A 26,164-nucleotide genomic window follows, 5' to 3' on the forward strand; every position below is an offset into this window, starting at 1 on the left:
ATAGTGATACTCGGCCCGGCAGGCAGCCTCTACGTGGCGTACGGGCGGTCGCGCCGGGCGTCGCGGAGCACCGCGCCCCACCACAGCAGCTGGTCGAGCAGCACCTTCGCGGCACCGTTGGGGCCCTCAGGGTCGCGGAGCGTGCCGTCGGGGCTGAAGAGCTGGTAGTACCGGGGGAAGGTGACGTAGTCGCGGACCGTGTGGGCCTCCAGCTCGCTGAAGACCTGCCGCAGGTGCTCCACCGCCAGGACGCCGCCGGTCCCCCCGCTGTAGCCGACGAAGCCGATCGCCTTGGCCCGCCACTCGGTGTAGTGCCAGTCGATGGCCGCCTTCAGGGACGCCGGGTAGCTGCGGTTGTACTCCGGCGTCACCACGACGACCACGTCGGCCGCCTCGATCCGCCGGGTGAGGCCCGCCATCGCGGCGGGGCGGGCCATGGCGGGCTCGAGCGCCGGCGGTACGGGCGGCAGCTCCAGCGGCAGCGGCGTGTCCGCCAGGTCGATGAGGTCCACCGCGAACCGGCCGTGCTGCTCGGCCTGCTCGACGAACCAGTTCGCGACCACCGGGCCGAACCGGCCCTCCCGGACGCTACCGATGATCACTGCGAGGTTCAGGGTCTGGCTGGGCATGGTCGTACTCCCTGTCCGAGGTTCACGAGGTGACCGTGGAGGTCACGCCCCTCAAGCTGCCGGGCGGGGCGGAGACCAGGAAGGCCGGGCTGAGAGTGGTACCACTGGGGCCACGATCCGGGTGACCGCGGCTGTTACGTTCGAAACGTGAGCGACAACGAGCTCGGCATGTTCCTGCGCATCCGCCGGGAAGCCGTCACACCGGCCGAGGTGGGGCTGCCCACCGGCCCCCGCCGCCGCACCCCGGGCCTGCGCCGGGCCGAGCTGGCCACGCTGTCGGGAGTCAGCGTCGAGTACCTCACCCGGCTCGAGCAGGGGCGCGACCGCCGGCCGTCCGCGCCCGTGCTCTCCGCGTTGGCCGAGGCGCTACGGCTGACCCCGAGCGAGCGCGTCCACCTGCACCGGCTCACCAAGGCCGCCGACGGGGGCTTCAGCTGCATGGGCGGTGCGGAGCCGGCGCGCACCGTACGCCCCACCGTGCGGGCACTGCTCGACCGCCTCGAGCCCGCCCCCGCCGTACTGCTCAACCGGCTGAGCGAGATCCTCGCCTGCACGGCGGGCTACGAGCGGCTGGCGGGACCCATCGGCCTGCTGGACGACAGCCCGCCGAACCTCGCCCGCTTCGTGTTCACCGACGACCGGGCGCGTACCGCCTATCCCGACTGGGAGCACATGGCCGACCAACAGGTCGCCGCCCTCAAGCAGGGGCCGTTCCGAGCGGACCGGCACGTCGCCATGCTCGCCGACGAGCTGACCGTCACCGCCGGGGCGGCCTTCACCGCACGCGTGGCCGCCCTGCCCGGCCTGCCGAAGTCGAGCGGCATCGCCCGGCTGGTCCACCCCGCCGCGGGCGAGCTGCGCCTGGCCTACGAAACCCTCGAACTGCCCGCCGACGACGACCAGCGCCTCATCGTCCATCTCCCGGCGGACGACGAGACCTCCGCCGCCCTCGACCGCCTCACCGGCCGCCGGGTGGGCGCGCTGCGCGCCGTGCCCGGCTGACCCGGACCCCGGCCCCTGACCGTGCGGCAGTGCGGCGGGAAGGTGGCGGGCGAGCGAGCGTGGGCGGCATCCTGTGCGTGGGGATAGGGAGGCTGGCACGTGGCTTCACCGTCTGGACCGGAGACCGACTCGAGCCCGGGGTCCGCCGCCCGCCGGGCCGGCGACGACGCACCGCCCGCCGCCGGGGCCGCGGACCGGGGTACGGAGCCGACCCGCAAGGGAGTGTTCGGCCCCGACCCCGATCTCCTCTACGACTACATGGCGCTGCTGGACCAGGTGCTCGTCCTGCCCGAGATCAGTGCCGTACTGGAGGACCAGAACCTCACCCGGGCCTGGATGCGGAACGCGTGCGTGGCGGCGGCGGGGCGGGTGCTCCAGCAGGCGGCCCCGGAGTACGAGGCGTATCGCAAGGCGCTGGAGCTCCGGCAGGAGAAGACCCGCGACTCCGCTGATCGGATCCTGCGCGCCGCGGCCATGGCCTTCGCCGCGTCGGGTGCGATCGCCGTGGTGGCCGGTGTGGCCGGGCAGCTCGCCTCCTGGTCCGCCGGCTTCGTCGTCTGGTGGTCCGGCCTCGGCTGCCTGATCATCGGCGGTCTGGCGATGGCGTTCGTCAGCGCCCGGAGAGAAGGGCGGTTCGCCGAGCCGGATTCCGCGATGGAGGATTCCGCGGCGATGAACGTCAGGTTCGCGCGGGAACGCCTGCTGCGGGTGGTCGGTGAGGACCATCTGCTGGCGTTCATCCGCACGCTCCTCAACGAGGCGCGCGACGACAGGCTGGACCCGGAGTTCAGGGTCACCGCGAGCCCCGGCCTCAGCGAGGTCTACAGGTCGGACTACCACGTGGTCACCAGTGTCGGCGCGGAGATGGAGGAGCTCACCCACCGGTTGTCGGGCGGAAGCGTGGGGATCGCGGGCAGCCGGGGCTCCGGCAAGTCGACCCTGATCCGGCGCTACTGCGAGCCGCGGGCCGACCAGCCGGGCGGCGACCTGTGCTGCATGGTCTCCGCGCCGGTGGACTATGCCGCGCGCGACTTCGTCCTGCACCTGTTCGCCACCTTCTGCCGGGCGGTGGCCGGGTACGTCGACGAGCGGCCGAGATCGTACGTCACCTCGACGAGGTCGCCCTACGAGCTGCTCCGGGTGTCGTTCTCGGCCGTGGTGGCCACCGTCAGGAGGTACTACTGGGCCGGTCTCGGGGCGGCGCTGCTGGTGATGCAGCACTTCCCGGTCATCCGGCTGAAGGCCGGCGGGCACGCGGTCATCCCGGGGCCCGTGGTCGACTACGTGGCGCTCGCGGTCCTGGCGCTGGGGGCGTGGTACGCCTTCGGCCCGGCCAGGTGGGGTTTCCTCATCAAGGCGCCGTCGGCGAGCATCACCTCCGCGAAGGGGCTGAGCGCCGAGGCCGGGCGCAATCTCGCCCGGGTCCGGTACCTGCAGACCCGCACCTCCGGGTGGTCGGGGTCGATGACCCTGCCGGGCGGCCCGTCGGGCCAGCGCTCGGGCGGCTCGTCCTGGGCCGAGCAGCCGCTGAGCTACCCGGAGATCGTGGAGCAGTTCCGCGGTTTCGCCGGCCGGGCCGCGGAGTACGTCGCCGGTCAGGGGCACCGGGTCTTCCTCGGGGTGGACGAACTGGACAAGATCGGCACCGCGGAGCAGGCCGAGCGGTTCCTCAACGAGATCAAGGGCATCTTCGGGGTGCCGCACGTGTACTTCCTCGTCTCGGTGTCGGACGAGGCGCTCACCTCCTTCGAACGGCGCGGCCTGCCGCTACGCGACGTGTTCGACAGCTCCTTTGACGAGATCATCAGGGTCGAGCCCTTCCGTTACGAGGACTCCCGGAGGCTGCTCTACCGCCGGGTGGTCGGGCTGACCGAGCCGTACATCGCGCTGTGCCACTGCCTGTCCGGCGGGCTGGCCCGCGATCTGATCCGCTCGGCCAGGCTGGTCGTGCGGATCGGGCAGAGCCTCCCGGACGGGCAGCCGGTACGGCTCGCGGAGGTGTGCACCCGGCTCGTTCGCGAGGAGTCCCGGCGGAAGGCCAGGGCCGTCGCGAAGATCCTCGCCGCCCGAGGCCGGGCGGGGCCGACCCAGGACCTGCTCGCCGCACTGCACGCCATGATCAACGATGTGAGCGGCGCGGAGCCGAGCATCGGGCTGATCACTCTGGTGGGCGAAGCGGAGCGCGGGATGTCGGCCGAGGCCGCCGCCCTCCGCCTCGACCTGGCCGGCTACCTCTACTTCTGCCTGACGCTGGTCGAGGTGTTCGACGAGCGGCTCGACGAGCGGCGGATACGGTGGGCCACCAGCGACACCGACCATCCGGGCCACCTCGACCGGCTGGCCAGAGCCCGGGCGATGTTCGCCGACGACACGAGGTTCGCCTGGCGGCTCATCGACGAGGTCCGTACCGCCTGGGCGCTGCCCACCTGCGACCCGCCCGCGCCGCCTCCCGCCGAGTGAGTCACCCGTGATCGGAGCCTGGGGGATCCCTTCGGGCTTCGGGCGGCTCCGGCCTCCGTACGGTCGGCAGGGTCATGAGCCGGGTGTGCGCCTGTGCCCTGGTGAGGGTGGGCAGCGGGCTGGTCAGTGCGCCTGCCAGGTGCGGGTGCGACATCCCGCTGATCCGGCCGTCGGCGGTGACCTCGATGGTGGCGTGCGGCCAGGGCGTGAGGCTGATGGCCGCGATCCGTCCGCGCTCCCGGGTCAGCAGGTCGTGGAGGAGGTCGAGGCCGCCGGAGCAGGTGACGAACAGCCGGGCCGGCCCGGGTGTCTGCAGGTGGGCCTTGGCCTGGAGGAAGTCGCCGGTGAGCACGAGGCCCGGGAGCTGATCGCCCGCGAGGTCGCCGGCGCCGATGCCGAGCAGGTTCCAGGCGGCGACGCGGGACATCACGACCTCGGCCGATCCGCTGGGCCGGCCGGTCAGCACGGCCATGATGACGCCCCGGGCGGCCGGTGCGGCGCCGGCGCCGGTGAGCGCGAGCCCGCCCACCGCGAACGGGTCCAGGCCCGGCAGCGGTACGGCCTCGGGCGGGGCCGGCGCTCGGCGCGGGCGTACGACCCGCAGCCCGGACAGCTTCGGCGCCGACCGGATCACGGCCGCCACGGGGGTGAGGCGCCGCCGCGCGGCGACGGCGAGCAGCAGCGACCCGAGCATGAGGATCAGAAGGGGAACGTTCCACCAGTTCCGCCCCGGCGAGGGCGAGGCCGTCACCCGCGGGCTGGAGGCCACTCGATGCCGGCCTGCGGCAGCGGGCGTCCGGCCGGCCGGACGCGTCGCCGAGGCGGCCGCGAGCGGTGCCTTCGACGGTGGGTGCGGCGTCCTCACCGTCGGGGTGGCGGAGACCGTCACCGGAGCGGCGGGCCGGCTCGGTCGGCCGAGCGGGACGGGACGGTGGAGCGGCCTTCGCAGGTGGTGCGCCGCGCCGTGCCGGCCGGCGTGGGCGGGATGCGAGTTCACGTGCTGGCGTCTCGCCGTCGTCCTGGGGCGGGCGAGCGGGTGTAAGGATCTGCGGTAGACCTTGGCCCAGTCGAAGGGCTCGCCGGTCCGCATGCTGCGCAGCATCTCGTCGCGGGCCTCGCGCTGCCACTGCGCGGAGTCGAAGTACTGGCCGCCGCCCGGACCGGGCTTGGGCCTGGCGGCCACCTGCGCGACCCCGGTTTGGGCGGAGGCCGGGGAGCCCGGGGTCAACGCCGCGGCGATGAGCCCGGCGGCCAGCACGGATCCGGCGATCCCCCGGGCACCCGCGGGGCCTTGAACGTCGGTGCTGCCACCCGCCATGTGTGAGCTCCCGTGACCGTGTACGTCGGTGAGTGCCCCGGTGACGTCGAGGACGCAGGCAGGGCCATGGCGCCATTCTCCGAACCTGACGCCCGAGAGCCGGGACCCACGCCGCAACAAGGGAACGACGACATCATCATCGGGTCCGCGCATGGCCGACCGGCAGATGGTGGTTTGTTTGCCGTGGCCGAGCCGGATGCCAGTCGTGGTCGTACACCGTGACGGCCATGCCGCGTTCGCTCACCGACAAGGCCGCCGCCATGGCGGCAGTGGCATCACCATGACGGCTCGGCCCGGACCGGCTGACGCGAGGCGAAAGTACAAGACTGGTTGTTCGGTGACATTCGAGGCACCCTGACTGCGTCGATGACCCGTCAGGCCGGTGGAGTCGGCAGACGGGGTGACTCCTGCCCGGAACCGGTGACGGGTGGTTCGGGGACCGGGCGGGAGAGCAGGCGCGGTTGCCGGGAAGGGGCGCGGTTTGTCCGCTGAGGAGTTCCAACGGGAGCAGGCCTACGTCGGGATGCTGTACGGGCGGCTGGACGGCCTGCGGGAGCGGACGGCGGCACGGCTCGCCGGGACGCTGGCCGATCCGGGTGCGTCGGCGCAGGCCAGGGTGGAGCGTGAGGTGTCGGTCTCCGCGCTGGCCGAGCGGGCGGCGCGGCTGGAGGCGGCGGAGAACGGCCTGTGTTTCGGCCGCCTGGACCTGCGGGACGGCGGGCGCCGCTACATCGGGCGGATCAACGTCATGGACGACTCCGACGACGGCGAGCCGCTGCTGCTGGACTGGCGGGCCCCGGCCGCCAGACCGTTCTACGTGGCGACCTCGGCGGCCCCCGAGGGAGTGCGCCGGCGCCGGCACATCACGACCCGCCACCGGCGGGTGATCGGCCTGGACGACGAGGTGCTCGACGGCGAGGGTCTCGCGGATCCGGACGGGCTGGTCGGCGAGGCGGCGCTGCTGGCGGCGTTGAACACCGGCCGGACCGGCCGGATGGGCGACATCGTGGCGACCCTGCAGGCCGAGCAGGACGCGATCATACGGTCCGACCACCGTGGCGTGCTGGTGGTGCAGGGCGGTCCGGGCACCGGCAAGACCGTGGTCGCCCTGCACCGCGCCGCGTACCTGCTGTACACCCATCAGCGGCTGGCGGCCCGCGGGGTGCTGGTCGTGGGCCCCAACGCCGCGTTCCTGTCGTACATCGGACAGGTTCTGCCCGGCCTCGGGGAGACCAACGTGCTGCTGTCCACGGTCGGGGCCCTGTACCCCGGGGTGAGCGCGGACCGCGACGAGCCCGCGGCGACCGCCGAGATCAAGGGCCGGGCGGTGATGGCCCGGGTGCTGGCCGCCGCCGTCGCCGCCCGGCAGGGCGCCGTGACCGGACCCGTGGACGTCGAGGTCGGGGAGGAGACGCTCCGGCTGGAGCCCGAGGTCTGTGCCCGGGCGGCGGAGCGGGCCCGGGCCTCCCGCCTCCCGCACAACCAGGCCCGGCGGCTGTTCGCCCGCGAGATCGTCGCGGTGCTCGCCGGGGAGTCCGCCGACCTCACCCGGCGGCTGGCCGACCGTCTGGAGGACGACCTGGCCCAGGTGCTCGACGAGACGGAGCTGGCGGCCCTGCGGGCGATGCCCGACGACGACGGCCTCCCGGCCTTTGTCGACCCCGACGGCATGCCGCCCGACCCGATCGGGGGGCCACAGGAGGTGGCGGCGCTGCGACGGGAACTGTGGCACGAGCCCGGTGTGCACGCCGCGCTGGACAGGTTGTGGCCGGAGCTCACGCCCCAGCGCCTGCTCGAGGAGCTGTTCGCCGACCCGGCGAGGCTGGCCGCCGTGGCACCGGAGCTGACCGCCGCCGAGCGACGGTCGTTGCTGCGCCGCCCGGGCGGCTGGAGCGTCGCCGATGTGCCGCTGCTGGACGAGGCGGCCGAACTGCTGGGCGAGGACGACCGCGAGAGGGTCTCCGTCGCGGACCGCAGGCGGGCCGAACAGGTCGCCTATGCCCAGGGGGTCCTCGACATCGGCACCGGATCGCGGTCCAGCGATCTGGAGGACGACGAGGCGGCCGAACTGCTGACGGCGGCGGACCTGATGGACGCGCGGGCGCTGGCGGACCGGCACGAGATCGCAGATCACCGCAGTGTGGCCGAGCGGGCCGCCGCCGACCGTTCGTGGACCTTCGGGCACGTCATCGTGGACGAGGCCCAGGAGCTGTCCGAGATGGCCTGGCGGTCGCTGATGCGGCGCTGCCCGACCCGGTCGATGACCGTCGTCGGGGACATCGCCCAGACCGGCGACCCCGCCGGTACGACGTCGTGGCGGCGGGTCCTGGAGCCCCATGTCGGCGACCGCTGGCGGCTGATCCGCCTGTCGGTCAACTACCGCACTCCCGCAGAGATCATGGAGGTGGCCGCCGAGGTGCTGTCCGCCCTCGACCCCGGCATGCGGCCGCCCCGCTCCGTACGGGAGACCGGAGTGGCGCCCTGGCGGCTGCGGACCGGCGGCGACCTGCCCGCCGCGCTGGCGGAGCGGGCCGTGTCGGAGGCCGCGGCCCTCGGCGAGGGAGCCGAGGGAACGCTGGCGGTGATCGTCCCGGAGGCCGGGCTGGGTGAGCTCGGAGCCGCCGTACGCGCGGCGCTCCCGCAGGCGTCCTACGGCTCCCGGCCCGACCTGAAGAGCCGCGTCGTCGTGCTGGGCGTACGCCAGGCGAAGGGCCTGGAGTTCGACTCGGTCCTGCTCGCCGACCCCGCCGCCATCCTGACCGCGTCACCGCGCGGGCTGAACGACCTCTACGTGGCCCTGACCCGGGCGACCAAGCGCCTGGGCATCCTGCACCCGGGGCCGCTCCCGTCCGTCCTCACCCGCGTGGTCACCCACGCCGGCCGGGCTCAGCAGTAGGCGCCCAGCGCACGCTTGATCTTCTGGGGTGCCGGCCGGACCCCCGGATTGCCGCACAGAGCGTCGGTACCGTAGATCACCGCTCGCAGTCTGCCGTCCTTACGCCGGAGCACCGCCCGGGCCGGGTCGGTGGAGACGGCGGTCTGCTGGACGGTGGCGGTCGCCCAGTCACCGTCGCAGACCACGGAACCCCGTACCCGGAACCCGGTCCAGCCTCTGGCGTCCATCGCCTTGACGATCTCCGCGGGCCGCGGGCAGGCATCGGCGGCGGCCGACGACGGGCCGGGCGCCGAGACGCTCGGGGTCGCGGTGGGGTCGGCGGGCTGTTCCGCTTCGGACCCGCAGGCCACGAGAGCGCCGGCGCACGTCAGCGCGGCCAGGCTCCTCAAGGGTCGAGACAGCAGCACATGGTCTCCAGCAGCCCGGCCCGGTGCCGTCCCGGCGATCGCGGGCCGACGTCCGGGATCTTTCACCCGCCGATACCGGCGAGTGTAACGGTGGCCGCCCGGCATCGCAGGTGCCGCTGCTCCTCCGCGCCGGTCGGTCCGCGGCCGGTTGCGTAGTGTTCTGGTGTGGATGAGGATCCCCCGCTGGAACTCGTGGTCCTGGTCGGGTTGCAGGCATCGGGGAAGTCGACGTTCTACCGGCAGCGGCTGTCGGACACGCACGTCCATGTCAGCAAGGATCTGTTCCCCAACGCCCGGCGCCGGCAGGCCCGCCAGGTGCGGCTGATCGACGAGACCCTGGCGGCGGGCCGCAGTGTCGCGGTGGACAACACCAATCCGTCGCCGCTGGAATGGGAGCCGCTGATAGCGCTGGGCCGCCGCCATGGCGCGAAGGTCGTCGGGCTGTGGTTCCCCCCGGACGTGGCGGGTTCGCTGGAGCGCAATGCCGCCCGGCGGGTGAAAATCCGGGTGCCGGAGATCGGGATTCATGCGACGCTCAAGCGCCTGCGCCGCCCGATGACCCGTGACGGTTTCGACACGGTGCACACCGTACGGATGGACGGGGCGGGTGGTTTCACGGTGACGTCGACCGATACCGGGGAAGGTGAGCATGCGGGGCCGGGATCTCGAACGTGACATGCGGGCCCGCGAATGGCTGCACACGCTGACCTTGCTGCCCGGCGCGTGGGCGATCATCCGGGTGGACGGGCGGGGCTTCTCCCGGTTCACCGAACGGCGCTTCGACAAGCCCTTCGATCCGCGGTTCTCCGCGCTGATGACCGGCACCGCGCAGACCCTGCTGACCGAGCTGGGCGGTCGGTACGCCTATACCGAGAGCGACGAGATCTCGGTCGTGTTCGACCCGTCCTTCGACCTGTTCGGGCGGGAGATGGAGAAGCTGGTGTCGATCTCCGCTTCGATCGCCTCGGCCGCCTTCACCCACGCCGCCGGGGAACCCGCGCACTTCGACAGCCGGGTCTGGATGGGCACCGGCACCGCGGACGTGGTCGACTATCTGTCCTGGCGGCAGGCCGACGCGGCCCGCTGCGCGCTGAACGGCTGGTGCTACTGGACCCTGCGCAAGGAGGGCCGGTCGGCACGGCAGGCCACCAAGGCGCTCCACGGCACCACGGTGGCGGCCAAGAACGAGATGCTGTACGCCCGCGGGATCAACTTCAACGAGGTGCCCGCCTGGCAGCGGCGCGGCATCGGCCTCTGGTGGCGGACCCACCTCAGGACAGGCCATGACCCGATCCGGAAGGTCGACGTCACGGCCACCCGCCGCGGCGTGCACGTGGAGCGGGATCTGCCGATGAAGGACTCTTACCGGGAGCTGGTCAGGACGCTGATCGACGACTCCGCGGAGCCGGCTTGCGCTGACCCCACCTAGGTCTGCTAGAGATTGCCGATGGCCGCGACATTGCCCGACCCGCAGGCGAGGATGCTGCGTGACGCGGTCACGCAGGCGGGGCTGTCGGCGCGCTGGGAGGAGCTTCGCGAGCGGGCGCTGCCGGCGTTCAGCGCCGAGGTGACGACCGGCGAAGCCGACCGCCCGGCGGGTTGCCGGCTCGGCGGGCGGCCCGCGTTGCCGGGGCCGGAGCACTGGCCGACCCGGGAGGGGCGGGCGCTGACCTTCGTGGGCCAGCTCGACCTCGGGGGCTTTCCGGCCGCGGACGTCGGCCTGCCCGCCGAAGGACTGCTCGCCTTCTTCATCGGGGTCGACGAGCCCGCCTCCGACGTCGATCACGAGGTCCGCTACTTCCCCGACGTGAAGGCGCTGCGCACCTGCCGACCGCCCGTGCCGGAGTTCGTCAACGACGAGCAGCCTGACTTCCCCGGATGCCCGCTCGTGCTGAGGCCCACGGTCGTACTCCCCGAGAGCCTGCTGTGGCTGGACCTCGGCACGGCGGGTGAACGGTTGTCGGACCTGCTCAGTCCTCCGGTGCCCGGCTCGGAAGGGCGCAGCCGGGTGGGCGGGCATCCGAGCGACCACCCGGGCAGTCCGGCCCATGACGCCTATCTCTGCTCGGCCGGAAGGAAGTCGATCCTCTACGACTGGCACCTGCCCGTCGAGCAGGTGCGCGCCGACATCGACAGGCTGCGCCGCGAGGGCCGGGACGACTACGCGCGGATCCTCCGGTCCGAGCTCCCCGACCTGCAGTGGTACGCCGACAACGAGCACCGGCACGAGAGCGAGATCGCGCACTGGAAGGTGCTGTTCGAGGTCGACTCGCACGAGGCCGCCGACATGATGTGGTGGGACGCCGGCCGGCTCGTCTTCCTGATCGACGACCGCGACCTGGCGCAGGGCCGCTTCGACCGCACCTATGCCGGGATCCAGACCTCGTAGCGGATCGGCGGCAGAGGCTAGTCCGAGTCGGTGGCGGCCAGCAGCGCCACCGTCTGCCGGTCCGGCCACAGCACGGCGATGCCGACGTCCAGGCTCTCGTTCACCCGCAGGTACCACGGGGTATCCGCGTCGAAGAGCAGCCAGGCGCACTGCGCGGCGGCGCGCTCGACGTCCTCGAGGTCACCGGTCGCGCCGCAGAGCGCGGCGAGCGCGCCCCACGCGGCCGCACGGCTGTAGGCCGCGCCGCGACCGTGGCCGCTCGGGCCGCCCCAGAGCGACTGCTCGTACAGCACTGCCCACACGTCATGGGCACCGGCCCGCCAGGCGCGCACCTGCCGGCCCTCGGCGCCGGCGAGACAGTCCGGCGCCAGCCGCAGGAGCGCCGAGCCGCCGAACGATGCGGCGCCGAGCGGCCGGTCGAGCAGGTAGAGGCGTGACTCGGCTTCGCCGTCCGATTCGATCTGGTAGTCCTGCAAGGCCTGCCGAGCCTGACGGGCGGCGGGCCACTCGACCTCCACCGCGGCCGGTTCCAGATCGGGCGGGCCGTCCGCGGCGCGGGACGGGCGCGGTCGCGACTCGTACGGGGCCGGGTACCCGTCGGGCATGGAGCGCGACTCGAGCCGGCGTTCGGGTGCGTAGAACCGCTCGGTCTCGAGGAGCCGCAGTGGCAGGTGGCCCAGCGGATGACCCGCGGCGCGCAGCCGCTGCCCGAGGCCGGCCGCCTCGGTGACCGGGCCGAGGTCGCCGTGCCGCCGTACCGCCTCCTGCAACAGGCAGGCGGCCAGTTCGTCGTCGGGTGCGGCCGCGGCGAAGAGCGGCGTCAGCAGGGCGAGCCGCTGACCGTCGGCCAGCCAGCCGGCGATCTCACGGTCGCCGTTGCGGAGCCATGGGCCGGGCGAGGTCTGCCTGCGGTCGGCCAGCCGATCCGCGACGGTGGCGCGGGTGAGGTCGGCGATCCGGAGTACGGCGGCGACGGAGTCCTGCCCCGGAACGCGGGCGAGCCGCTGAAGGACCTCGCGGAACGTTCTCACCATCTCGAACGTCGGCCGCCGCGTCGCGAGCAGGCCGCCGAGCAGCTCCTCCACCAGATCGAGGCGGCCGGAGGCCAGCCAGGTCAGCACCGCCGGTGGAGGGCCCGGCGGCGCCGACACGTCCCTGAGCCGGCCGAGGGCCCGCTGGACGGAATGGTCCTCGGGGGACGACCTGCGCGAAGCGGCCACCGGTCGATCCTGCCAGAGCCCGATCGCCCGGTAAATGGATTTGCTCCCCAAAGGGGAGGTGGAACCCTTTAGTTGGCGCATTGGTTTCTGGTGTGGTCCGTCCTTTTTATGATGGTATTTGTGCTGGTGGCATGGCCGGTTGGCGGTTACATTGTCCTGCCCTTAAGTGCACTGTGCCAGGCGGCTCGAGAGTGTAGGAATTTGCCATGCAGCCTTTCGCACTGCCTGACTTCTACGTCCCGTATCCGGCCCGGATCAACCCTCATCTCGAGCGCGCACGTGAGCACAGCACGGCATGGGCCCGTCGGATGGGCATGCTCGACACGCCCAAGCCCGGTGGTGGCGTCGTCTGGGACGAAGCCGCGCTGGCGCGGATGGACTACGCGCTGATGTGCGCCTACACCCATCCGGACTGCGACGGCCCCGCCCTGGACCTGATCACCGACTGGTACGTCTGGGTGTTCTTCTTCGACGACCACTTCCTCGAGCAGTTCAAGTACTCCCGCGACGTCACCGGGGCCAAGGCCTACCTCGACCGCCTCGAGCTGTTCATGACCGCCGACGACGAGACGCCGCCGGAGCCGGAGAACGCGGCCGAGGCGGGCCTGCGGGACCTCTGGGAGCGCACGGTGCCGGCGATGTCGCAAGGATGGCGGCGGCGCTTCATCACCAGCACGCACAACCTGATGGTCGAGTCGATGTGGGAGCTGAACAACATCGACCGGGGCCGGATCGCCAATCCGATCGAGTACGTGCAGATGCGGCGGCGGGTCGGCGGCGCGCCGTGGTCGGCGAACCTCGTCGAGTACGCCGTCGGCGCGGAGGTCCCCGACCGGCTCGCCGGGACGAGGCCGATGCGGGTGCTGACGGACACGTTCGCCGACGCGGTGCACCTGCGCAACGACCTGTTCTCGTACCAGCGTGAGGTCCAGGAGGAGGGGGAGAACTCCAACGCGGTGCTGGTCTTCGAGCGGTTCTTCGACTGCTCGACACAGGAGGCCGCCGAGCTGGTCAACGACCTGCTGACCTCCCGGCTGCAGCAGTTCGAGAACACCGCGCTGATCGAGGTGCCCGGCCTGCTGGCCGAGCACGCCGGGCCCGTGGCCGAGCCGGCCGGGGTGGCCGCCTACGTCAAGGGCCTGCAGGACTGGCAGTCCGGCGGGCACGAGTGGCACGCGCGGTCGAGCCGGTACATGAACGAGGGCGCCGTCTCCGACTCTCCGAGCGTGTTGCGGGGCCCGGCCGGCCTGGGCACCTCCGCGGCCAGGGCGGTGTCCCCGGCGAGCCTCGGCCTGAGATCCCGGGCCCGGCGGCATTCCCACACGCCGTTCCGGCCGGTGGGACACCTGCCGCTGCCGGACCTCTACATGCCCTATCCGGTCCGCACCAGCCCGCACCTGGACGCCGCGCGGGAATACGCGGTCGGCTGGGCGCGGCGGATGGGCATGTTCGACTCGGTGCCGGGGCTGGAGGCCGGCGGGGTGTGGGACGAGCGGCGCTTCCTCGGCTTCGACTTCGCGCACTGCGCCGCGATGATCCACGCCGACGCGAGTCCCGAGCAGCTCAACCTGTCCGCCGACTGGCTGGCCTGGGGCACCTACGGCGACGACTACTTCCCTCTGGTCTTCGGGGCACGGCGCGATCTCGCGGCGGCGAAGCTCTGCAACGACCGGTTGCCGGCCTTCATGCCGCTGGACGCCGGGGCCACCCCGGAGCCGACGAACCCCATCGAGCGGGGCCTGGGCGATCTGTGGCGGCGCACCGCCGGCCCCATGACGGCCAGCGCCCGGCAGCAGTTCCGCACGGCGGTGGAGGCCATGACCTCCAGCTGGCTGTGGGAGCTGGCCAACCAGGCCCAGCACCGCATCCCGGACCCGATCGACTACATCGAGATGCGCCGCAGGACGTTCGGGTCGGACATGACGATGAGCCTGGCCCGGCTCGCCCACTCGGACGAGGTGCCCGCGGAGATCTACCAGACCCGGGTCATGCGCGAGCTGGACACCGCTGCGCAGGACTACGCGTGTTTCACCAACGACCTGTTCTCCTACCAAAAGGAGATCGAGTTCGAGGGTGAGATGCACAACCTGGTGCTGGTCGTGGAGAACTTCCTGGACGTCGACCGGTGTACGGCGCGGGACATCGTGGCCGATCTGATGGCGGCACGGATGCAGCAGTTCGAGCACATCATCGCCCATGACCTGCCCGCGCTGTTCGAGGAGTTCGCCCTGGACGAGCCGGTCCGCGAGATCCTCACCCGGCACGCCGACGACCTGAAGGAATGGATGTCGGGAATCCTGGAATGGCACCGCAGGTGCGCCCGGTACACCGAGGCCGAGCTCCGGCGCCGCAGGCTCCCGGGCACGCCGGGGACCTTCTCTCTCCTGCCCACCGGTCTGGGGACCTCGGCGGCACGGCTGGTGGCGCCGGGCCCGGCGGTCGTGGGCTGACCGGGTGATCCCCGCCCTGCGGAAGACTCGACGACGCAGGGCGGGTTCGCTCCCGCTCGGGCGATCAGGGCAATGCATCGCGAGGAGGTGCCCCTCGCCGGACCGGGGCACGAGGGCGTCCATCGCGACCTTGCCGTGGCCTTGACCAGTGGCGAGATCGATAATCGGGTCATGGAGAGCGTCGACGTTGCGGTGGTGGGACTCGGCCTGGCGGGTGCGGCGGCGGCCTGGGAGCTGAGCCGGCGAGGGCGAAGCGTGGCCGCCTTCGAGGCGTACGCGCCCGGGCACCGCAACGGCAGTTCCCACGGCAGCGCCAGGATCTTCCGGAGGGCCTATCTCGACCCGCTCTATGTGGAGCTGACCGGCCGGGCGGGCACGCTGTGGGACCGCCTGGGCGAGGAGGCCGGGGAATCCTTGCTGGTCAGGACGGGCGGTGTCGACCACGGGCGGGGCCGCGAGCCGGAGCGGATGGCCCGGCTGCTCAACGAGCACGGCGTCGCGGCCGAGCTGTTCACCGCCGACGAGGCGGCGGCCCGCTGGCCGGGGGTGACCTTCGACGGCCCGGTGGTGCACGACCCAGAGGGCGGGGTGCTGGACCCGGAGCGGACGATGGCCGCGCTGGTCCGGCTGGCCGTCGCGGCCGGCGCACAGGTGTTCTACGAGAGCCCGGTCCTGGGCCTGGAGCCAGACGACCAGGGCGTACGGATCCGTACCGATCAGGGGACCTGGTCCGCGCGGACCGTCGTGGTGGCGGCCGGGGCATGGGCCGGGTCGCTGCTCAGCGGGCTGGTCGACCTTTCGCTGCTCACCGTGAGCCAGCAGCAGGTCCTGTTCTTCCGTCCCCGCGAGCCGATCCGCTGGCCCACGATCGTGCATGACGCGGAGCTACCGATCTACGCTCTGCCCGAGGGCCCGTATTTCAAGGTGGGCGAGCACGCCACCGGGACGGTGACGACCCCGACGGCCAGGGACTTCGTGGTGGACCCCGCCGCCCGGGAGCGGCTCGTCCAGTACGTCCGGAAGTGGCTGCCCGGCCTCGATCCGGTGCCCGTACGGGAGCTGACCTGCCTCTACACCTCGACCCCCGACGAGGACTTCGTGCTCTATCGGCAGGGGCCGTTCGTCGTCTGCTCGGCGTGCTCCGGGCACGGCGCCAAGTTCACCCCGCTGATCGGGGAGCTGGTCGCGGACCTGGTGGACGGGCATCCGCCGATCGGCCGCTTCGCCCTGCCCCGGCGCTGACCACCGGACGAGCCCCTGACGTGGTCGATCGCACGCGTGGTCGTCAGCCGAGACCGCGGCCGCCGTCGACGACGATGCGCTGCCCCGTGACGAAGCCCGCTCCTTCCGAGGCGAGGAAGCTCACCGCGTGGGCGATGTCGTCGGGCGTGCCCATCCGGCCGGCGGGCACGGAGGCGAGGTAGGCGCTCCGGACCTCCGCCGGTACGTCCGCGTGACGTTCGACCGGGACGAAGCCCGGCGCGACCGTGTTGACGGTGATGCCGAACGGGGCGAGCTCGCGTGCCCAGCTACGGGTCAGGCCGATCTGCGCGCTCTTGGCGGTGGCATAGGCGGACCTGCCCGGAGGCGGCCGGTCCGCGACCTCGGAGTCGATCTGGACGATCCGGCCGAACCGCCTGGCCTGCATTTCGGGGATCATCACGCGTCCCAGCAGCACCGGGCTCTTGACGAAGAAGTCGAGCTGGTCGAGGTGGTCCCGCCACACCACGTCGGTCAGCCGGCCCTCCGGCTGCGGGCCGGTCGCGTTCAGCACGAGCACGTCGATCGGCCCTAGGCCGTCGGCGACCGCGGCGACCAGCCCGGCGACCTGCCGTTCGTCGGTGACGTCGGCGGGAAACGCCTCGGCCACTCCGCCGTCGGCGGTGATGGCGCGGACGACCTCACTCAGCCGCCCGTCACCGTCGAGACCGTTGACCGCGACGGCGAGACCGTCGCGGGCGAGGCGCCGTGCGATGGCCTCGCCCAGCCCTCGCGAGCTACCTGTCACCAAGGCGACGCGCCGTTGACCCACGAACATGCCACGATCATCGCCCTCGTTTCCCGTATCCGCCACCGGAGCCGGGCAGCGCTCGGCAGCGCTCGCGATGCCGGGGGCGGCGGCACCGTCCCACCGGGTGACCTGATCGCCCGGCCTGCGGAACGCCGTCGCCCCCCGGCCTGGGATGCTGTGCCGATGACCACCGAATCGGCCTGGGAGCAGCGCCTCGCGGAGCTGTGGGCCGCCCTCGACGACCTCGGCCCCGCCGACTTCCTGGCGCAGGCCGAGGCATTGGCCGCCGAACGCCCGCCGGGCGACGGGATCGCGCTGTTCGAGCTGGCGTCGGCGAATGACTCCACCGGCCGTCCCGAACAGGCCGCTCCGCTCTACCGGCAGGCCCTCGCCGCCGGCCTGACCGGCCCGCGGCGGCGTCGTGCCGTGATCCAGCTGGCCAGTACCCTGCGCAATCTCGGCCGGCCCGAGGAGAGCGTCGTGCTCCTCACCGCCGAACGCGAAGCCGCCTCCGACGACCTCGATGACGCGGTCGCCGCATTCCTGGCGCTGGCCCTGGCCGACACCGGCCGGGAGAGGGAGGCGGCCGGACTCGCACTCGCCGCGCTGGCGCGCCACCTGCCCCGCTACAACCGCTCGCTGGCCGCCTACGCCGGCGCCCTGTCCGATCCCCTCACCTAGGGCACCGGGGCCGCCGTGCTCATCGCCGGGAGAGCCGGGCGGAGCGTATGCGCTGGGCCGCCATCGCGGCGAGGCCCAGGGCGACGACACCGAGGCCGTAGACGACCGCGGTGGTGTGCAGCCCGACAGAGGTGCTGGCGAAGCCGGCGGCCACGGCCGGGAGGCTGAAGGCCAGGTAGGCGATGACGTAGACGACGGCGAAGAGCTCGCCGCGTTCCTCCGGGGCGGACAGGCGCGCCAGGGTTCCGAAGCAGGCCAGGGCCGAGGCGCCGAAGCCGACACCGGACAGCACCGTCCCGGCACCGGCCAGGGCCGCGCTGTCGGCTTCCACACCGGCCAGGGCCAGGGCCGCCCCGGCAGTGAGCAGGACGGCGCTGCTGGTGAGGACCCGGCCGGGCGGCCGGGTCCGCAGGACGAAGGCGGTCACGGCGCCGGTCCCGCAGAGCAGGGTGACGACGAGCCCGCCGACGAGGTGGTTGCTCAGGCCGAACAGCCCGGCGGCGACCGAGGGGCCGAGGGACAGGTAGAGGCCGCCCAGCGCCCAGCTCGCCACCAGGATCGGTACGAGGGCGTACACGTCGGGGCGGAGACGGGAAGGCACCCCGAGCCGGGGCTTGAGTGAGGCCAGGCCGCCGGGGCGCCGCGCCGAGGTCTCCGACAGACCGGCGACGACCACGGCGGCGACGCACACCCCCAGCAGCAGGAACGCGTAGACGAGGTGAGTTGGGGCGGGGGCGAACTGGACGAGCGCCCCGCAGCCCAGCGCGCCCACCGCCAGCCCGCTGATCGGCGCGACCCCGTTGACGACGCCGGCGCGGCCGGGTGAGTGCGGAGGGTTCAGGTCGACCAGCGTGGCCCCGAGCGTCGTCATGGCCGCGCCGGTCGCGATGCCCTGCGCGACCCGGGCGATCAGCAGGACCGTGACGTCGCCCGCGACGATGAAGAGCACGAGTGCGACCGCCTCCAGCGCGATCGCGGCGGCCAGGACGGGACGCCGCCCGACGTGATCGGACAGAGCGCCGAGCACGACCAGCGAGCCGATCAGCCCGAGGACGTACACGGCGAAGACGATGGTGAGGGTGGTGGCGGAGAAGTGCCACTGCTGCTGGTAGACGACGTACAGCGGCGACGGCGCGCTGGAGGCCGCCGTGAAGAGCATGAAGATGGCGGTGATCGCCGCAAAGGCGACCGGACGCGACAGGCGGCCGGTGCGGACGGGGGACCCGGTGTGCGCGGTCATGGGAGCGGTGGCGGAGGGAACGGACATCATGCTCCTGAATGCAACGATCAATGCGTTAGCGCAGCCTAGCACTAAACGCATCGATCAATGCAATAATGGTGGGGTGCCTGCCACTACTACCAGCCACACCCGCCCCGGGGGCCGCTCGGCGCGGGTACGCGTCGCCGTGCACCGCGCGGTCGAGGAGCTCCTGGCCGAGGGTCCGCCCGAGACGCTGACGATGCCCCTCATCGCGACGCGTGCCGGCGTCCACCCCACCACGGTCTACCGGCGGTGGGGATCGCTCGCGGAGCTGCTGGGCGACGTCGCGATCAGCCGCTTCAGCGGCGACATCGTCGTGCCGGACACCGGCACTCTGCGCGGTGACCTCGAGCGCTGGGCGTCCGACGTCGCCACCGACCTGGCCGACCCCGACGTCCTGGCGCTCATGCGCGCCACCGTCGGCACGGGCCCCGCGGGCGGCAGTGCCTGCATCGCCGATCGCCACGCCCAGCTCGCGGCGATGCTCGAACGCGAACGGTCACGCGGCGGGGCCCCGCCGGACGTCGAGCATGCCGCCGACGCGCTGCTGGGACCGCTCTACTACCGCGCCATCTTCACCGGGCATCCCGCCGAGCCCGGCTGGGCGCGCGAGCTCGTCGACGCACTGCTGCGCTGACCCCGGCCGGCACGCGGAGCGGCGGCCGGTCGGAAAGCCGTGCCGGCCGCGGGTGCCGACCGGCGGGCGGTCAGGAGCCGGCGAGCGACGCCTCGACGACCTCGCGGTGCGTCGGGCTGGCGGCCTGCCAGCGCACCCGCCCGGCGTCGGTCAGTCGGACGAAAACGCCGCGCCGGTCCATATCGCACATCTCCCGGCTGACCAGGCCCTCCTTGTCCAGGCGGGCCACCGCCCGGGACAGCGCGCTCTGGCTCAGGTGGACCGCGTCGCCGAGCTCCTGCATGCGGACGCAGTCCTTGCCGCACTCGGCCAGCCGGTCGAGGATCTCGAACTCGCTCATGCCCAGGCCGTGCCGCTCGTGAAGAGCCTTGTCGAGCCGGCAGGAGATCTGGGCGTAGTGGCGCGCCAGGTCCCTCCACTGCTCGACCAGCGGAGACGCGGGGGTGGACGTTACCTGGCTCACATTGCGGAACATAGCATGCTCGCACATCTTATGCAAACGGATTTAATGCTTGTGCATCCAATGCGTACGCATGTAACTTTGCCGCCATGACCGCTACAGCCGTTGAAACCTCCCCGTCATCGACCACGGAGATCGACTCTCGTTGGACACCACGGCTGTGGGGAACCCTGCTGGTGCTGTGCACCGTGCTCTTCCTCGACGGCCTCGACATTTCGATGGTGGGAGTGGCACTCCCCGCCATCCAGACCGACCTGCACCTGTCCACCTCGACCCTGCAATGGATCGTCAGCGGCTACGTGCTCGGATACGGCGGGCTGCTCCTGCTCGGCGGCCGCACCGCCGACCTCCTCGGCCGCCGACGGGTGTTGCTGATCGCCCTGGCGGTCTTCGCCGCCGCGTCCCTGCTGAGCGTGTTCGTCGACAACGGTGCCCTGCTCATCGCCACCCGCTTCATCAAGGGCACCTCCGCCGCGTTCACCGCGCCCGCGGGCCTGTCCATCCTGACCACCACGTTCGCTGAGGGTCCGGTACGCAACCGGGCGCTGGGCATCTACACCGTCTTCGGTGCCAGTGGCTTCTCCTCCGGGCTGATCCTCGGTGGGCTGCTCTCCGAGATCGACTGGCGCGCGACCTTCCTGCTCCCCGCTCCGCTCGCGCTGCTGGCCCTGCTGGCGGGCATGAAGTTCATCCCGAAGAACAGTGAGCGTGCCACCGGCGGTCACGACCTCATCGGTGCGCTCACCTCCACCGGGGCCTTGCTGCTGCTGGTGTTCACCGTGGTCAGTGCCCCGGCCGCGGGTTGGGGCTCGGTCCGCACGCTCGGCTCGTTCGCGCTGGCCGCCGCGCTCGGCGTGGCGTTCGTCATCACCGAACGGAAGGTCCGCCACCCGCTGGTCAGACTGGGGATCTTCCGCAGCCGGGTGCTGATCCAGGCCAACCTCGGTGCGATGTCGGTCTTCGGGGCGTACGCGGCCTTCCAGTTCCTGGTCGCGCTCTACCTGCAGACCGTCCTCGGCTGGTCGCCGCTGGAGATGGCGCTCGCCCTGCTTCCCGCCGGTCTGATCGTCGCCACCTCCGGCCCGGCGATGGGCAAGCTCATCACCCGGTACGGTCCCAGCCGCCTCATCCCCGTCGGCATGATCGCCTTCGTCACGGCCTACGCGCTGTTCCTCCGGGTCAACACCGACCCGAGGTTCGTCACGGTGATCCTGCCGACCGCGGTGCTGCTCGGCATCGGGTTCGCGCTCTGCTTCTCCTCGCTGAACGCGCAGGCCACCACCGGAGTCGCCGACGACGAGCAGGGCCTGGCATCCGGCCTCGTGCAGACCTCCTTCCAGGTGGGCGGAGCGGTGGTGCTGGCCGTGACCAGTGCCATCGTCGGCCACAGCGCCATCACGCCGGGCCACGTGCCGGGCTCCTTCTACCCGGCGCTCGGCGTCGTCACCGGGGTCGCGGTGCTGGGCCTGCTGGTCGCACTCGTCGGCATGACGCGAAAGGAGACCGGCCAGGAGTCCTGGTGACTCCGGCCGGCTCGACCGGGCCACGAAGTATCGGACCGGGCCACGAAGTAACGAAGTATCGGAAAGGGGCACGCCCTCCTCGTCACGGGGGGCGTGCCCCGCGGCCTACGGGCTGACCGCGGAGACCAGGGCCTCGGTGACGATGGCCGGGTCGATGCGGAGGCGGGCGGCGACCCGGGCGACCTGGCGGGCGACCTGCGCCGGAGGGACCCGGGCGATCGCGCTGGCGGCGGCTCGGGCCGCCGCCAGCCGCCCCTCGGCGAATTCGAGCGAACCCCCGTGTCGCTCGATGGCCGCGTCCACGGCCACGTCCGCCAGCGGGATCTCAGACTGTAGCGCTTCGCACAGGATTGCGCACCCTCCGTCACGCAGTACCTCGGCGGGATCCTGGCCGTCACCGAAGAGCACGGCGCCGACCGGGCCGGGCACCCGCGTCAGCACGTCCCAGGCCCGTACGGCCGCGTGCCGGCCGGTGCGGTCGCCGTCGAGGGCCAGCAGGATCCCGGTGGAGGCCAGATCGGCGCGGCGGCCGAGCACGTCCAGTTGCCCGTCGCCGATCGTCGTGCCGCAGGGGGAGACCGCCGCGAGGTGCGGGCCGGCGGTGTGCACGGCGATGGCGTCGAAGGGCCCTTCGGTGATGACCGGCCGTGCGCCCCGGGCGAGGCGGTCACGGGTCTCGTACAGCCCGAACAGCAGTTCCCGCTTGCGGAAGATCGGGGTCTGCGGGCTGTTGAGGTACTTCGGGCCGGCGGCTCCGTCGGGCCGGCGGCCGATGAAACCCCTGATGGTGCCGTCGCCGTCCCGCAGGGGCAGCATGACGCGGTCGTGGAAGGTGTCGAACAGCGACCCGCCCTGCCCGCGCCGGCCCAATCCCGAGGCCACGATCTCGTCGCCGGTATATCCGAGTGCGCGCAGCCGGTCGGTGAGCGCCCGCCAGGCCCTCGGCGCGTACCCCACCTCCCAGTGCCGCTGGACCGCCGGGCCGAAGCCGCGAGCGCTCAGGTAGCCGGGTGCCCAGCCGCTCGGCAACTGGGACCGGAAGAACCGGTGGGCGACCGCCTGCATGGCGATGAGATCGCTGCTCTGCCAGGTGGCGGCGGGCTTCGGCCGGGCCGCGGGCATGCCGCCGGGCGGCTCCGCGGCCGGGATCCCGCCGCCGTCGAGGTGAGTGCCGAGGTGGGTACGGAGGCGGGCCGCCGTCCGCAGGATCCGGCCGCCCACCGCGGCGAGGTCGGCCGGCCGCCGGGCGCCGGGTCCGGCCCAGCCGCAGACCGGCGCGAAGGTCAGGCCGGAGGGGAGCCCCAGGTGGGCGAGAAGGAGATAGGCGACGGAATCGGCCTCCACCCGTTCGACGCCCGAACAGCTCCCGATCCGCCGGTGGTCCAGCAGCAGGTGGGCGTACAGGTGCGCGAGCTCGCCGATCGGGTCGGTCTCCGTACCGGCGGGACAGAACCGCAGGGGGGCGGGCCGGCCGGCCGTCAGCCGCCGCAGGAGCGGCCGGGCCTGCGCGGCGGTGGGGGCGGGCCGGTCCGGCAGCGGCGGGCCGTCGGTCTGTGCCACGTCGAAGACGGGCAAGGGCCTGCCGGTCCGGGACAGGATGCGGATCCCCTGCTCGCCCTTGCGGACCTGCCGGCCGAGGGCCTTCCACTGGTCGTAGGAGCGGATGTCCGAAGCGAATCTGTACTGGGCGGCGATCAGGACGGTGTTGGTGAACCCGTACTGCCCGTATCTCGCGGCGCGCTCCAGCCACCAGGTCCACGGCAGTATCCCGGTGCGCAGCCGGGCCGTCTCGCGGTCGGCGATCGCGGCCAGCACGCCGGGCAGCCGCCGCTGTTCCCGCTCGTCCGGAACGGACACGTCAGGCATGCTCGGTCTCCGCGTTCGCCGTCGTACCAGCGGGGAAGCCGACACGGCCTGAAGACCGCGCTGCTGGCGTCATACCCGGTACAAGGCCATCTCATCGCAGCGATCTGCCCGAAAAGGGGTCGCACTGGGCTATTCGCAGGACGAAGCGGGCACCGCGTTCGCTGTCCTCGATGGTCAGGGTGCCCTCGTGCGCTTCGGCGATCTCCCGGGCGATGGCCAGCCCCAGCCCGGTGCCGCCGGCGTCCCGGCTGCGGGCGGCGTCCAGTCGGCTGAAGCGTTCGAAGATCACGTCGCGGAGCTCTGGGGCGACTCCGGTGCCGTCGTCGATCACCTCCAGGACCGCCGTCTCCCCCTCGGCCCGCACCACCACCTGGATCTGGGTGGCGGCGTGCCGCTCGGCGTTGTCCATGAGATTGGCCAGCAGCCGCGCCAGCCGCAGGCGGTCGCACAGTGTGTAGACGCCTCTCTGCAGCTTCTTCACGACCTCCACCCGATAGGCACGGCTGTCCACCTCGGTCTCGACCAGCTCGGCGAGGTCGGTCGTGACCCGGTTGAGCGGTACCCCGGCGTCCAGCCGGGCCAGGGCCAGCAGGTCGGTCACGATGGCCTGGAGCCGTTCCATCCCGGCGACCACCGCCTGCCCCGTCTGCGGCCAGTCGGTGTTCTCGGGGTGCATGAGCGCCTCCTCGACCTGGGTCCGGACGGCGGTGATCGGGCTGCGCAGGTCGTGCGAGGCATCGGAGGTGAACTGCCGCAGGTGGGCGTAGGCGGCCTCGAGCCGGTCCAGGGTGTCGTTGACCGTCTCGGCCAGCATCCGGATCTCGTCCTGGTTCTTGGGCACCGGCACCCGGCTGCCGAGGGCGGTGGCGGTGATCTCCGCGAGCTGCGTGCGGATGGCGTCCACGGGTGCCAGCGTCCTGCCGACCGCGTGGTAGGTCACGAAGGTCATCGTCGCGATGAACAGCAGGGAGGCACTGATCAGCAGGAGTGGCAGCAGCCCGGGCCCGTACCAGGGAATCGTCGGCCTCGCGGCGTAGATCAGCCAGACGCCGTCCGGCTCGTGGACCTTCATCGCGGTGACGACCATGCAGCCCTGGAGACCGGCCGGAGGGCAGAGCGTCTCGGCGGCCCGCAGCCTGTCCCCGGGCGGACGGAAGGTGGCCATTCGCGGCTTGCCGGCGAGCTGCTGTGTGGCCGCCACCACCCGTGCGCGGGGGTCGAGGACCTGGACGGCCTCCTCGCGGCCGTCCGGCAACAACGCGGGAAGCTCGTCGCGCCGGATGAAGGAAAGGACGCGTTCCGAGGACTCGGTGAGCCTTACCCTCGCCTCGTCGGCCTCCTTGTCGCGGACGGCCAGTACGAAGACGGCGCTGACCGCGATACATCCCAGCGCCGCGATGACCCCGGCCACCACGGTCATGCGGGTCCGAAGCGACGATGTGAACCAGCAGAGCACCTGACCTCCCAGAGGTGAGGTGATCACCTCCTCCAAGGCATGTACTCCGATATCGGGCAAGCGCACGCCCAAGGTGTGGCAAACATCCGTTTCCGCGACGATCATCCGCGCAGGCCGGTGGACGGTAGGGGACGCGCGCCGGGGGAACACCACGCGGGCGGGCACCGTTCCGCGAAAAGGGAGGTCACGGTGAACATGCGCGGCGGACAGGCGGCATCGGCCTTTCCTGCGGCCGGCGTGGAAGTGCCGGCACGTGGCGGGGCGGACGGGGCGACGATGGGCGTGGAGGAGGAGTTCCTCCTCGTCGACCCGCTCTCGCGGCGGTCGGTGGCGGGCGCTCCCGGAGTGCTCGCGCGAGCCGCGGCACGGCCGGGGGCACCCGGGACGGCCCTGCACGCGGAGCTGCTCGGCACCCAGGTCGAGGCCGCCACCGGAGTCTGCGCCGACCTCGCGGAACTGCGCCGTCAGGTGCGGGACGGCCGCCTGCGGCTGGCCCGCGCGGCCCGGGAGGAGGGCGTCAGGCTGATCTCCTCGGGCACCCCGGTGCTCCCGGGGGCTTCGCAGTCGTGCACGCCGGGCGACCGGTTCGCCCGCATCTCGGGGCTGTACGAGGGCGTGGTGAGCACCTACGAGGCCTGCGGGTGTCATGTCCACGTCGGGGTCGCCGACCAGGAGACGGCCGTGGCGGTGGTGAACCACCTGCGGCCCTGGCTGCCGGCCCTGCTCGCGCTGTCGGTCAATTCGCCGTTCGACCAGGGCGCCGATTCGGGGTACGGGAGCTGGCGCATGCTCGACCAGGCCCGCTTTCCGGGATCGGGGATCCCGCCCCGTTTCCCGTCCGCCGCCGCGTACACCGCGCAGCTCGACCGGCTGGTGGAGCTCGGGGTGCTGGTGGACTCCACCATGACGTTCTGGCTCGCCCGGCCGTCTCCGCGATGGCCGACCGTCGAGATCAGGGCGGCGGACGCGGCGGCGACGGTGGACGAGGCGGTCCTCCAGGCGGCGCTCGCCCGGGCGCTGGTGCGGACCGCGCTCGCCGATCTCGCGGCCGGCCGGGAGGCCCCGGCGCCCGGTGACCAGATCTGCGCGGCCGCCGTGTGGTCGGCGGCCCGCTACGGCATGGACGGGCCGGCCGTGCACCTGCTGGAGGAACGCCGGGTGCCCGCGGGGCGGCTGCTGGCCGAGCTCCTCGACCGGGTGGATCCGGCACTGGAGGAGACCGGCGACCGGGCGGAGGTGCGGGCGCTGGTGGCGGGAGTCCTCCGGCGCGGGACGGGCGCCGCCCGGCAGCGGCGGGCGGCGGCGGAGGGTCCGCGGGCGGTGGTGGACATGCTCGTCGAGCAGACCGTCCGCGGTGACGATGCCGTACGGCCTCCGGACCAGGCCGTGAGCGGGGAATCGGTACGCAGTGGATCGATGCGTATGAGATCGATCTGAACGGGCACGGGTAGCCGGATCGACGGATCCGGCGCGCCGGCACCGGAGGCAGAGCCGGAGG

At 72.6% G+C, this 26,164-nt stretch carries 21 protein-coding genes; 12 read left to right on the forward strand and 9 right to left on the reverse strand.

Annotation, left to right across the window (positions count from 1 at the left end; translation table 11 throughout):
* Window positions 1-29: 29 nt before the first annotated feature.
* The gene (locus tag ACRYCC_RS27735) at window positions 30-629 is read right to left on the reverse strand and encodes an NADPH-dependent FMN reductase (protein ID WP_433816632.1); all 600 of its coding nucleotides are present in this window, start codon (window positions 627-629) and stop codon (window positions 30-32) included.
* Between the two features lie 147 nt (window positions 630-776).
* On the opposite strand from ACRYCC_RS27735, the gene ACRYCC_RS27740 reads away from it, so the two are divergent.
* Window positions 777-1,631, forward strand: coding sequence for a helix-turn-helix domain-containing protein (locus tag ACRYCC_RS27740; protein ID WP_433816633.1), 855 nt, complete (start codon window positions 777-779; stop codon window positions 1,629-1,631).
* Between the two features lie 99 nt (window positions 1,632-1,730).
* Window positions 1,731-4,091 carry a hypothetical protein gene (locus ACRYCC_RS27745; RefSeq protein ID WP_433816634.1) on the forward strand — a complete coding sequence of 787 codons (2,361 nt, stop codon included), beginning with the start codon at window positions 1,731-1,733 and terminating at the stop codon, window positions 4,089-4,091.
* A 1-nt stretch (window position 4,092) separates the two neighbouring features.
* Here the strand turns inward: ACRYCC_RS27745 and ACRYCC_RS27750 are convergent, their stop codons facing one another.
* Window positions 4,093-5,409: a hypothetical protein gene (locus ACRYCC_RS27750; protein WP_433816635.1), complete on the reverse strand. Its 1,317-nt coding sequence runs from the start codon at window positions 5,407-5,409 to the stop codon at window positions 4,093-4,095.
* Window positions 5,410-5,890: 481 nt separating this feature from the next.
* Between ACRYCC_RS27750 and ACRYCC_RS27755 the strand changes: the two genes are divergently transcribed.
* The gene (locus ACRYCC_RS27755; RefSeq protein ID WP_433816636.1) at window positions 5,891-8,305 is read left to right on the forward strand and encodes a HelD family protein; all 2,415 of its coding nucleotides are present in this window, start codon (window positions 5,891-5,893) and stop codon (window positions 8,303-8,305) included.
* Here the strand turns inward: ACRYCC_RS27755 and ACRYCC_RS27760 are convergent.
* A complete protein-coding gene (locus ACRYCC_RS27760) occupies window positions 8,296-8,712 on the reverse strand; it encodes a hypothetical protein (protein WP_433816637.1) in 417 nt (138 codons plus the stop codon). The two genes, ACRYCC_RS27755 and ACRYCC_RS27760, sit on opposite strands and share 10 nt — an antisense overlap.
* Before the next feature lie 165 nt (window positions 8,713-8,877).
* On the opposite strand from ACRYCC_RS27760, the gene ACRYCC_RS27765 reads away from it, so the two are divergent.
* From ACRYCC_RS27765 to ACRYCC_RS27775, 3 genes are read left to right on the forward strand one after another with little or no spacing between them, the layout of a single operon-like run.
* Entirely contained in the window at window positions 8,878-9,387 is a 510-nt protein-coding gene (locus tag ACRYCC_RS27765; RefSeq protein ID WP_433816638.1) for an AAA family ATPase, read from the forward strand.
* On the forward strand, window positions 9,362-10,141 hold the full coding sequence (locus ACRYCC_RS27770) for a tRNA(His) guanylyltransferase Thg1 family protein (RefSeq protein WP_433816639.1): 780 nt from the start codon (window positions 9,362-9,364) through the stop codon (window positions 10,139-10,141). The genes ACRYCC_RS27765 and ACRYCC_RS27770 overlap by 26 nt, the downstream gene beginning before the upstream one ends.
* 18 nt (window positions 10,142-10,159) lie before the next feature.
* On the forward strand, window positions 10,160-11,101 hold the full coding sequence (locus ACRYCC_RS27775; protein WP_433816640.1) for a DUF1963 domain-containing protein: 942 nt from the start codon (window positions 10,160-10,162) through the stop codon (window positions 11,099-11,101).
* A gap of 17 nt (window positions 11,102-11,118) precedes the next feature.
* Here ACRYCC_RS27775 and ACRYCC_RS27780 read toward each other — a convergent pair whose 3' ends face one another.
* Window positions 11,119-12,321 (reverse strand): DUF6183 family protein, encoded by a 1,203-nt coding sequence (locus ACRYCC_RS27780; RefSeq protein ID WP_433816641.1) that lies wholly within the window; start codon window positions 12,319-12,321, stop codon window positions 11,119-11,121.
* 206 nt (window positions 12,322-12,527) lie between these two features.
* Here ACRYCC_RS27780 and ACRYCC_RS27785 point away from each other — a divergent pair, with 206 nt between their 5' ends.
* Complete coding sequence (locus ACRYCC_RS27785; RefSeq protein WP_433816642.1) at window positions 12,528-14,771, forward strand: family 2 encapsulin nanocompartment cargo protein terpene cyclase; 2,244 nt, start codon at window positions 12,528-12,530, stop codon at window positions 14,769-14,771.
* 171 nt (window positions 14,772-14,942) lie between these two features.
* Complete coding sequence (gene solA / locus ACRYCC_RS27790) at window positions 14,943-16,013, forward strand: N-methyl-L-tryptophan oxidase (RefSeq protein WP_433816643.1); 1,071 nt, start codon at window positions 14,943-14,945, stop codon at window positions 16,011-16,013.
* 43 nt (window positions 16,014-16,056) lie between these two features.
* On the opposite strand, the gene ACRYCC_RS27795 is transcribed toward solA, so the two are convergent.
* Window positions 16,057-16,809: an SDR family NAD(P)-dependent oxidoreductase gene (locus tag ACRYCC_RS27795; RefSeq protein ID WP_433816644.1), complete on the reverse strand. Its 753-nt coding sequence runs from the start codon at window positions 16,807-16,809 to the stop codon at window positions 16,057-16,059.
* A 156-nt stretch (window positions 16,810-16,965) separates the two neighbouring features.
* Between ACRYCC_RS27795 and ACRYCC_RS27800 the strand changes: the two genes are divergently transcribed.
* Window positions 16,966-17,463: a tetratricopeptide repeat protein gene (locus ACRYCC_RS27800; protein WP_433816645.1), complete on the forward strand. Its 498-nt coding sequence runs from the start codon at window positions 16,966-16,968 to the stop codon at window positions 17,461-17,463.
* 19 nt (window positions 17,464-17,482) lie between these two features.
* Here the strand turns inward: ACRYCC_RS27800 and ACRYCC_RS27805 are convergent, their stop codons facing one another.
* On the reverse strand, window positions 17,483-18,733 hold the full coding sequence (locus ACRYCC_RS27805; RefSeq protein WP_433816646.1) for an MFS transporter: 1,251 nt from the start codon (window positions 18,731-18,733) through the stop codon (window positions 17,483-17,485).
* 73 nt (window positions 18,734-18,806) lie between these two features.
* On the opposite strand from ACRYCC_RS27805, the gene ACRYCC_RS27810 reads away from it, so the two are divergent.
* Window positions 18,807-19,361, forward strand: coding sequence for a TetR/AcrR family transcriptional regulator (locus tag ACRYCC_RS27810; RefSeq protein ID WP_433816647.1), 555 nt, complete (start codon window positions 18,807-18,809; stop codon window positions 19,359-19,361).
* Between the two features lie 70 nt (window positions 19,362-19,431).
* On the opposite strand, the gene ACRYCC_RS27815 is transcribed toward ACRYCC_RS27810, so the two are convergent.
* Window positions 19,432-19,824, reverse strand: a complete 393-nt coding sequence (locus tag ACRYCC_RS27815) for a MarR family winged helix-turn-helix transcriptional regulator (RefSeq protein WP_433816648.1) — start codon at window positions 19,822-19,824, stop codon at window positions 19,432-19,434.
* Window positions 19,825-19,910: 86 nt separating this feature from the next.
* Here ACRYCC_RS27815 and ACRYCC_RS27820 point away from each other — a divergent pair, with 86 nt between their 5' ends.
* Window positions 19,911-21,344 carry an MFS transporter gene (locus ACRYCC_RS27820; protein WP_433816649.1) on the forward strand — a complete coding sequence of 478 codons (1,434 nt, stop codon included), beginning with the start codon at window positions 19,911-19,913 and terminating at the stop codon, window positions 21,342-21,344.
* A 105-nt stretch (window positions 21,345-21,449) separates the two neighbouring features.
* Here ACRYCC_RS27820 and ACRYCC_RS27825 read toward each other — a convergent pair whose 3' ends face one another.
* Window positions 21,450-23,210 carry a toprim domain-containing protein gene (locus tag ACRYCC_RS27825; protein ID WP_433816650.1) on the reverse strand — a complete coding sequence of 587 codons (1,761 nt, stop codon included), beginning with the start codon at window positions 23,208-23,210 and terminating at the stop codon, window positions 21,450-21,452.
* Between the two features lie 91 nt (window positions 23,211-23,301).
* Complete coding sequence (locus tag ACRYCC_RS27830; protein ID WP_433816651.1) at window positions 23,302-24,630, reverse strand: sensor histidine kinase; 1,329 nt, start codon at window positions 24,628-24,630, stop codon at window positions 23,302-23,304.
* 231 nt (window positions 24,631-24,861) lie between these two features.
* On the opposite strand from ACRYCC_RS27830, the gene ACRYCC_RS27835 reads away from it, so the two are divergent.
* On the forward strand, window positions 24,862-26,103 hold the full coding sequence (locus ACRYCC_RS27835) for a carboxylate-amine ligase (RefSeq protein WP_433816761.1): 1,242 nt from the start codon (window positions 24,862-24,864) through the stop codon (window positions 26,101-26,103).
* The last annotated feature ends 61 nt before the right edge of the window (window positions 26,104-26,164 follow it).

This window comes from Actinomadura scrupuli (assembly GCF_050971785.1).
GTDB classification, from domain to species: domain Bacteria; phylum Actinomycetota; class Actinomycetes; order Streptosporangiales; family Streptosporangiaceae; genus Actinomadura_E; species Actinomadura_E scrupuli.

Coding starts and splice junctions, on each gene's coding strand:
- ACRYCC_RS27735 (WP_433816632.1), bottom strand. CDS start 629: ATGCCCAGCCAGACCCTGAACCTCGCAGTGATCATCGGTAGCGTCCGG.
- ACRYCC_RS27750 (WP_433816635.1), bottom strand. CDS start 5,409: ATGGCGGGTGGCAGCACCGACGTTCAAGGCCCCGCGGGTGCCCGGGGG.
- ACRYCC_RS27770 (WP_433816639.1), top strand. CDS start 9,362: ATGCGGGGCCGGGATCTCGAACGTGACATGCGGGCCCGCGAATGGCTG.
- ACRYCC_RS27775 (WP_433816640.1), top strand. CDS start 10,160: ATGGCCGCGACATTGCCCGACCCGCAGGCGAGGATGCTGCGTGACGCG.
- ACRYCC_RS27785 (WP_433816642.1), top strand. CDS start 12,528: ATGCAGCCTTTCGCACTGCCTGACTTCTACGTCCCGTATCCGGCCCGG.
- solA (WP_433816643.1), top strand. CDS start 14,943: ATGGAGAGCGTCGACGTTGCGGTGGTGGGACTCGGCCTGGCGGGTGCG.
- ACRYCC_RS27795 (WP_433816644.1), bottom strand. CDS start 16,809: ATGTTCGTGGGTCAACGGCGCGTCGCCTTGGTGACAGGTAGCTCGCGA.
- ACRYCC_RS27800 (WP_433816645.1), top strand. CDS start 16,966: ATGACCACCGAATCGGCCTGGGAGCAGCGCCTCGCGGAGCTGTGGGCC.
- ACRYCC_RS27805 (WP_433816646.1), bottom strand. CDS start 18,733: ATGATGTCCGTTCCCTCCGCCACCGCTCCCATGACCGCGCACACCGGG.
- ACRYCC_RS27820 (WP_433816649.1), top strand. CDS start 19,911: ATGACCGCTACAGCCGTTGAAACCTCCCCGTCATCGACCACGGAGATC.
- ACRYCC_RS27825 (WP_433816650.1), bottom strand. CDS start 23,210: ATGCCTGACGTGTCCGTTCCGGACGAGCGGGAACAGCGGCGGCTGCCC.
- ACRYCC_RS27830 (WP_433816651.1), bottom strand. CDS start 24,630: ATGACCGTGGTGGCCGGGGTCATCGCGGCGCTGGGATGTATCGCGGTC.
- ACRYCC_RS27835 (WP_433816761.1), top strand. CDS start 24,862: ATGCGCGGCGGACAGGCGGCATCGGCCTTTCCTGCGGCCGGCGTGGAA.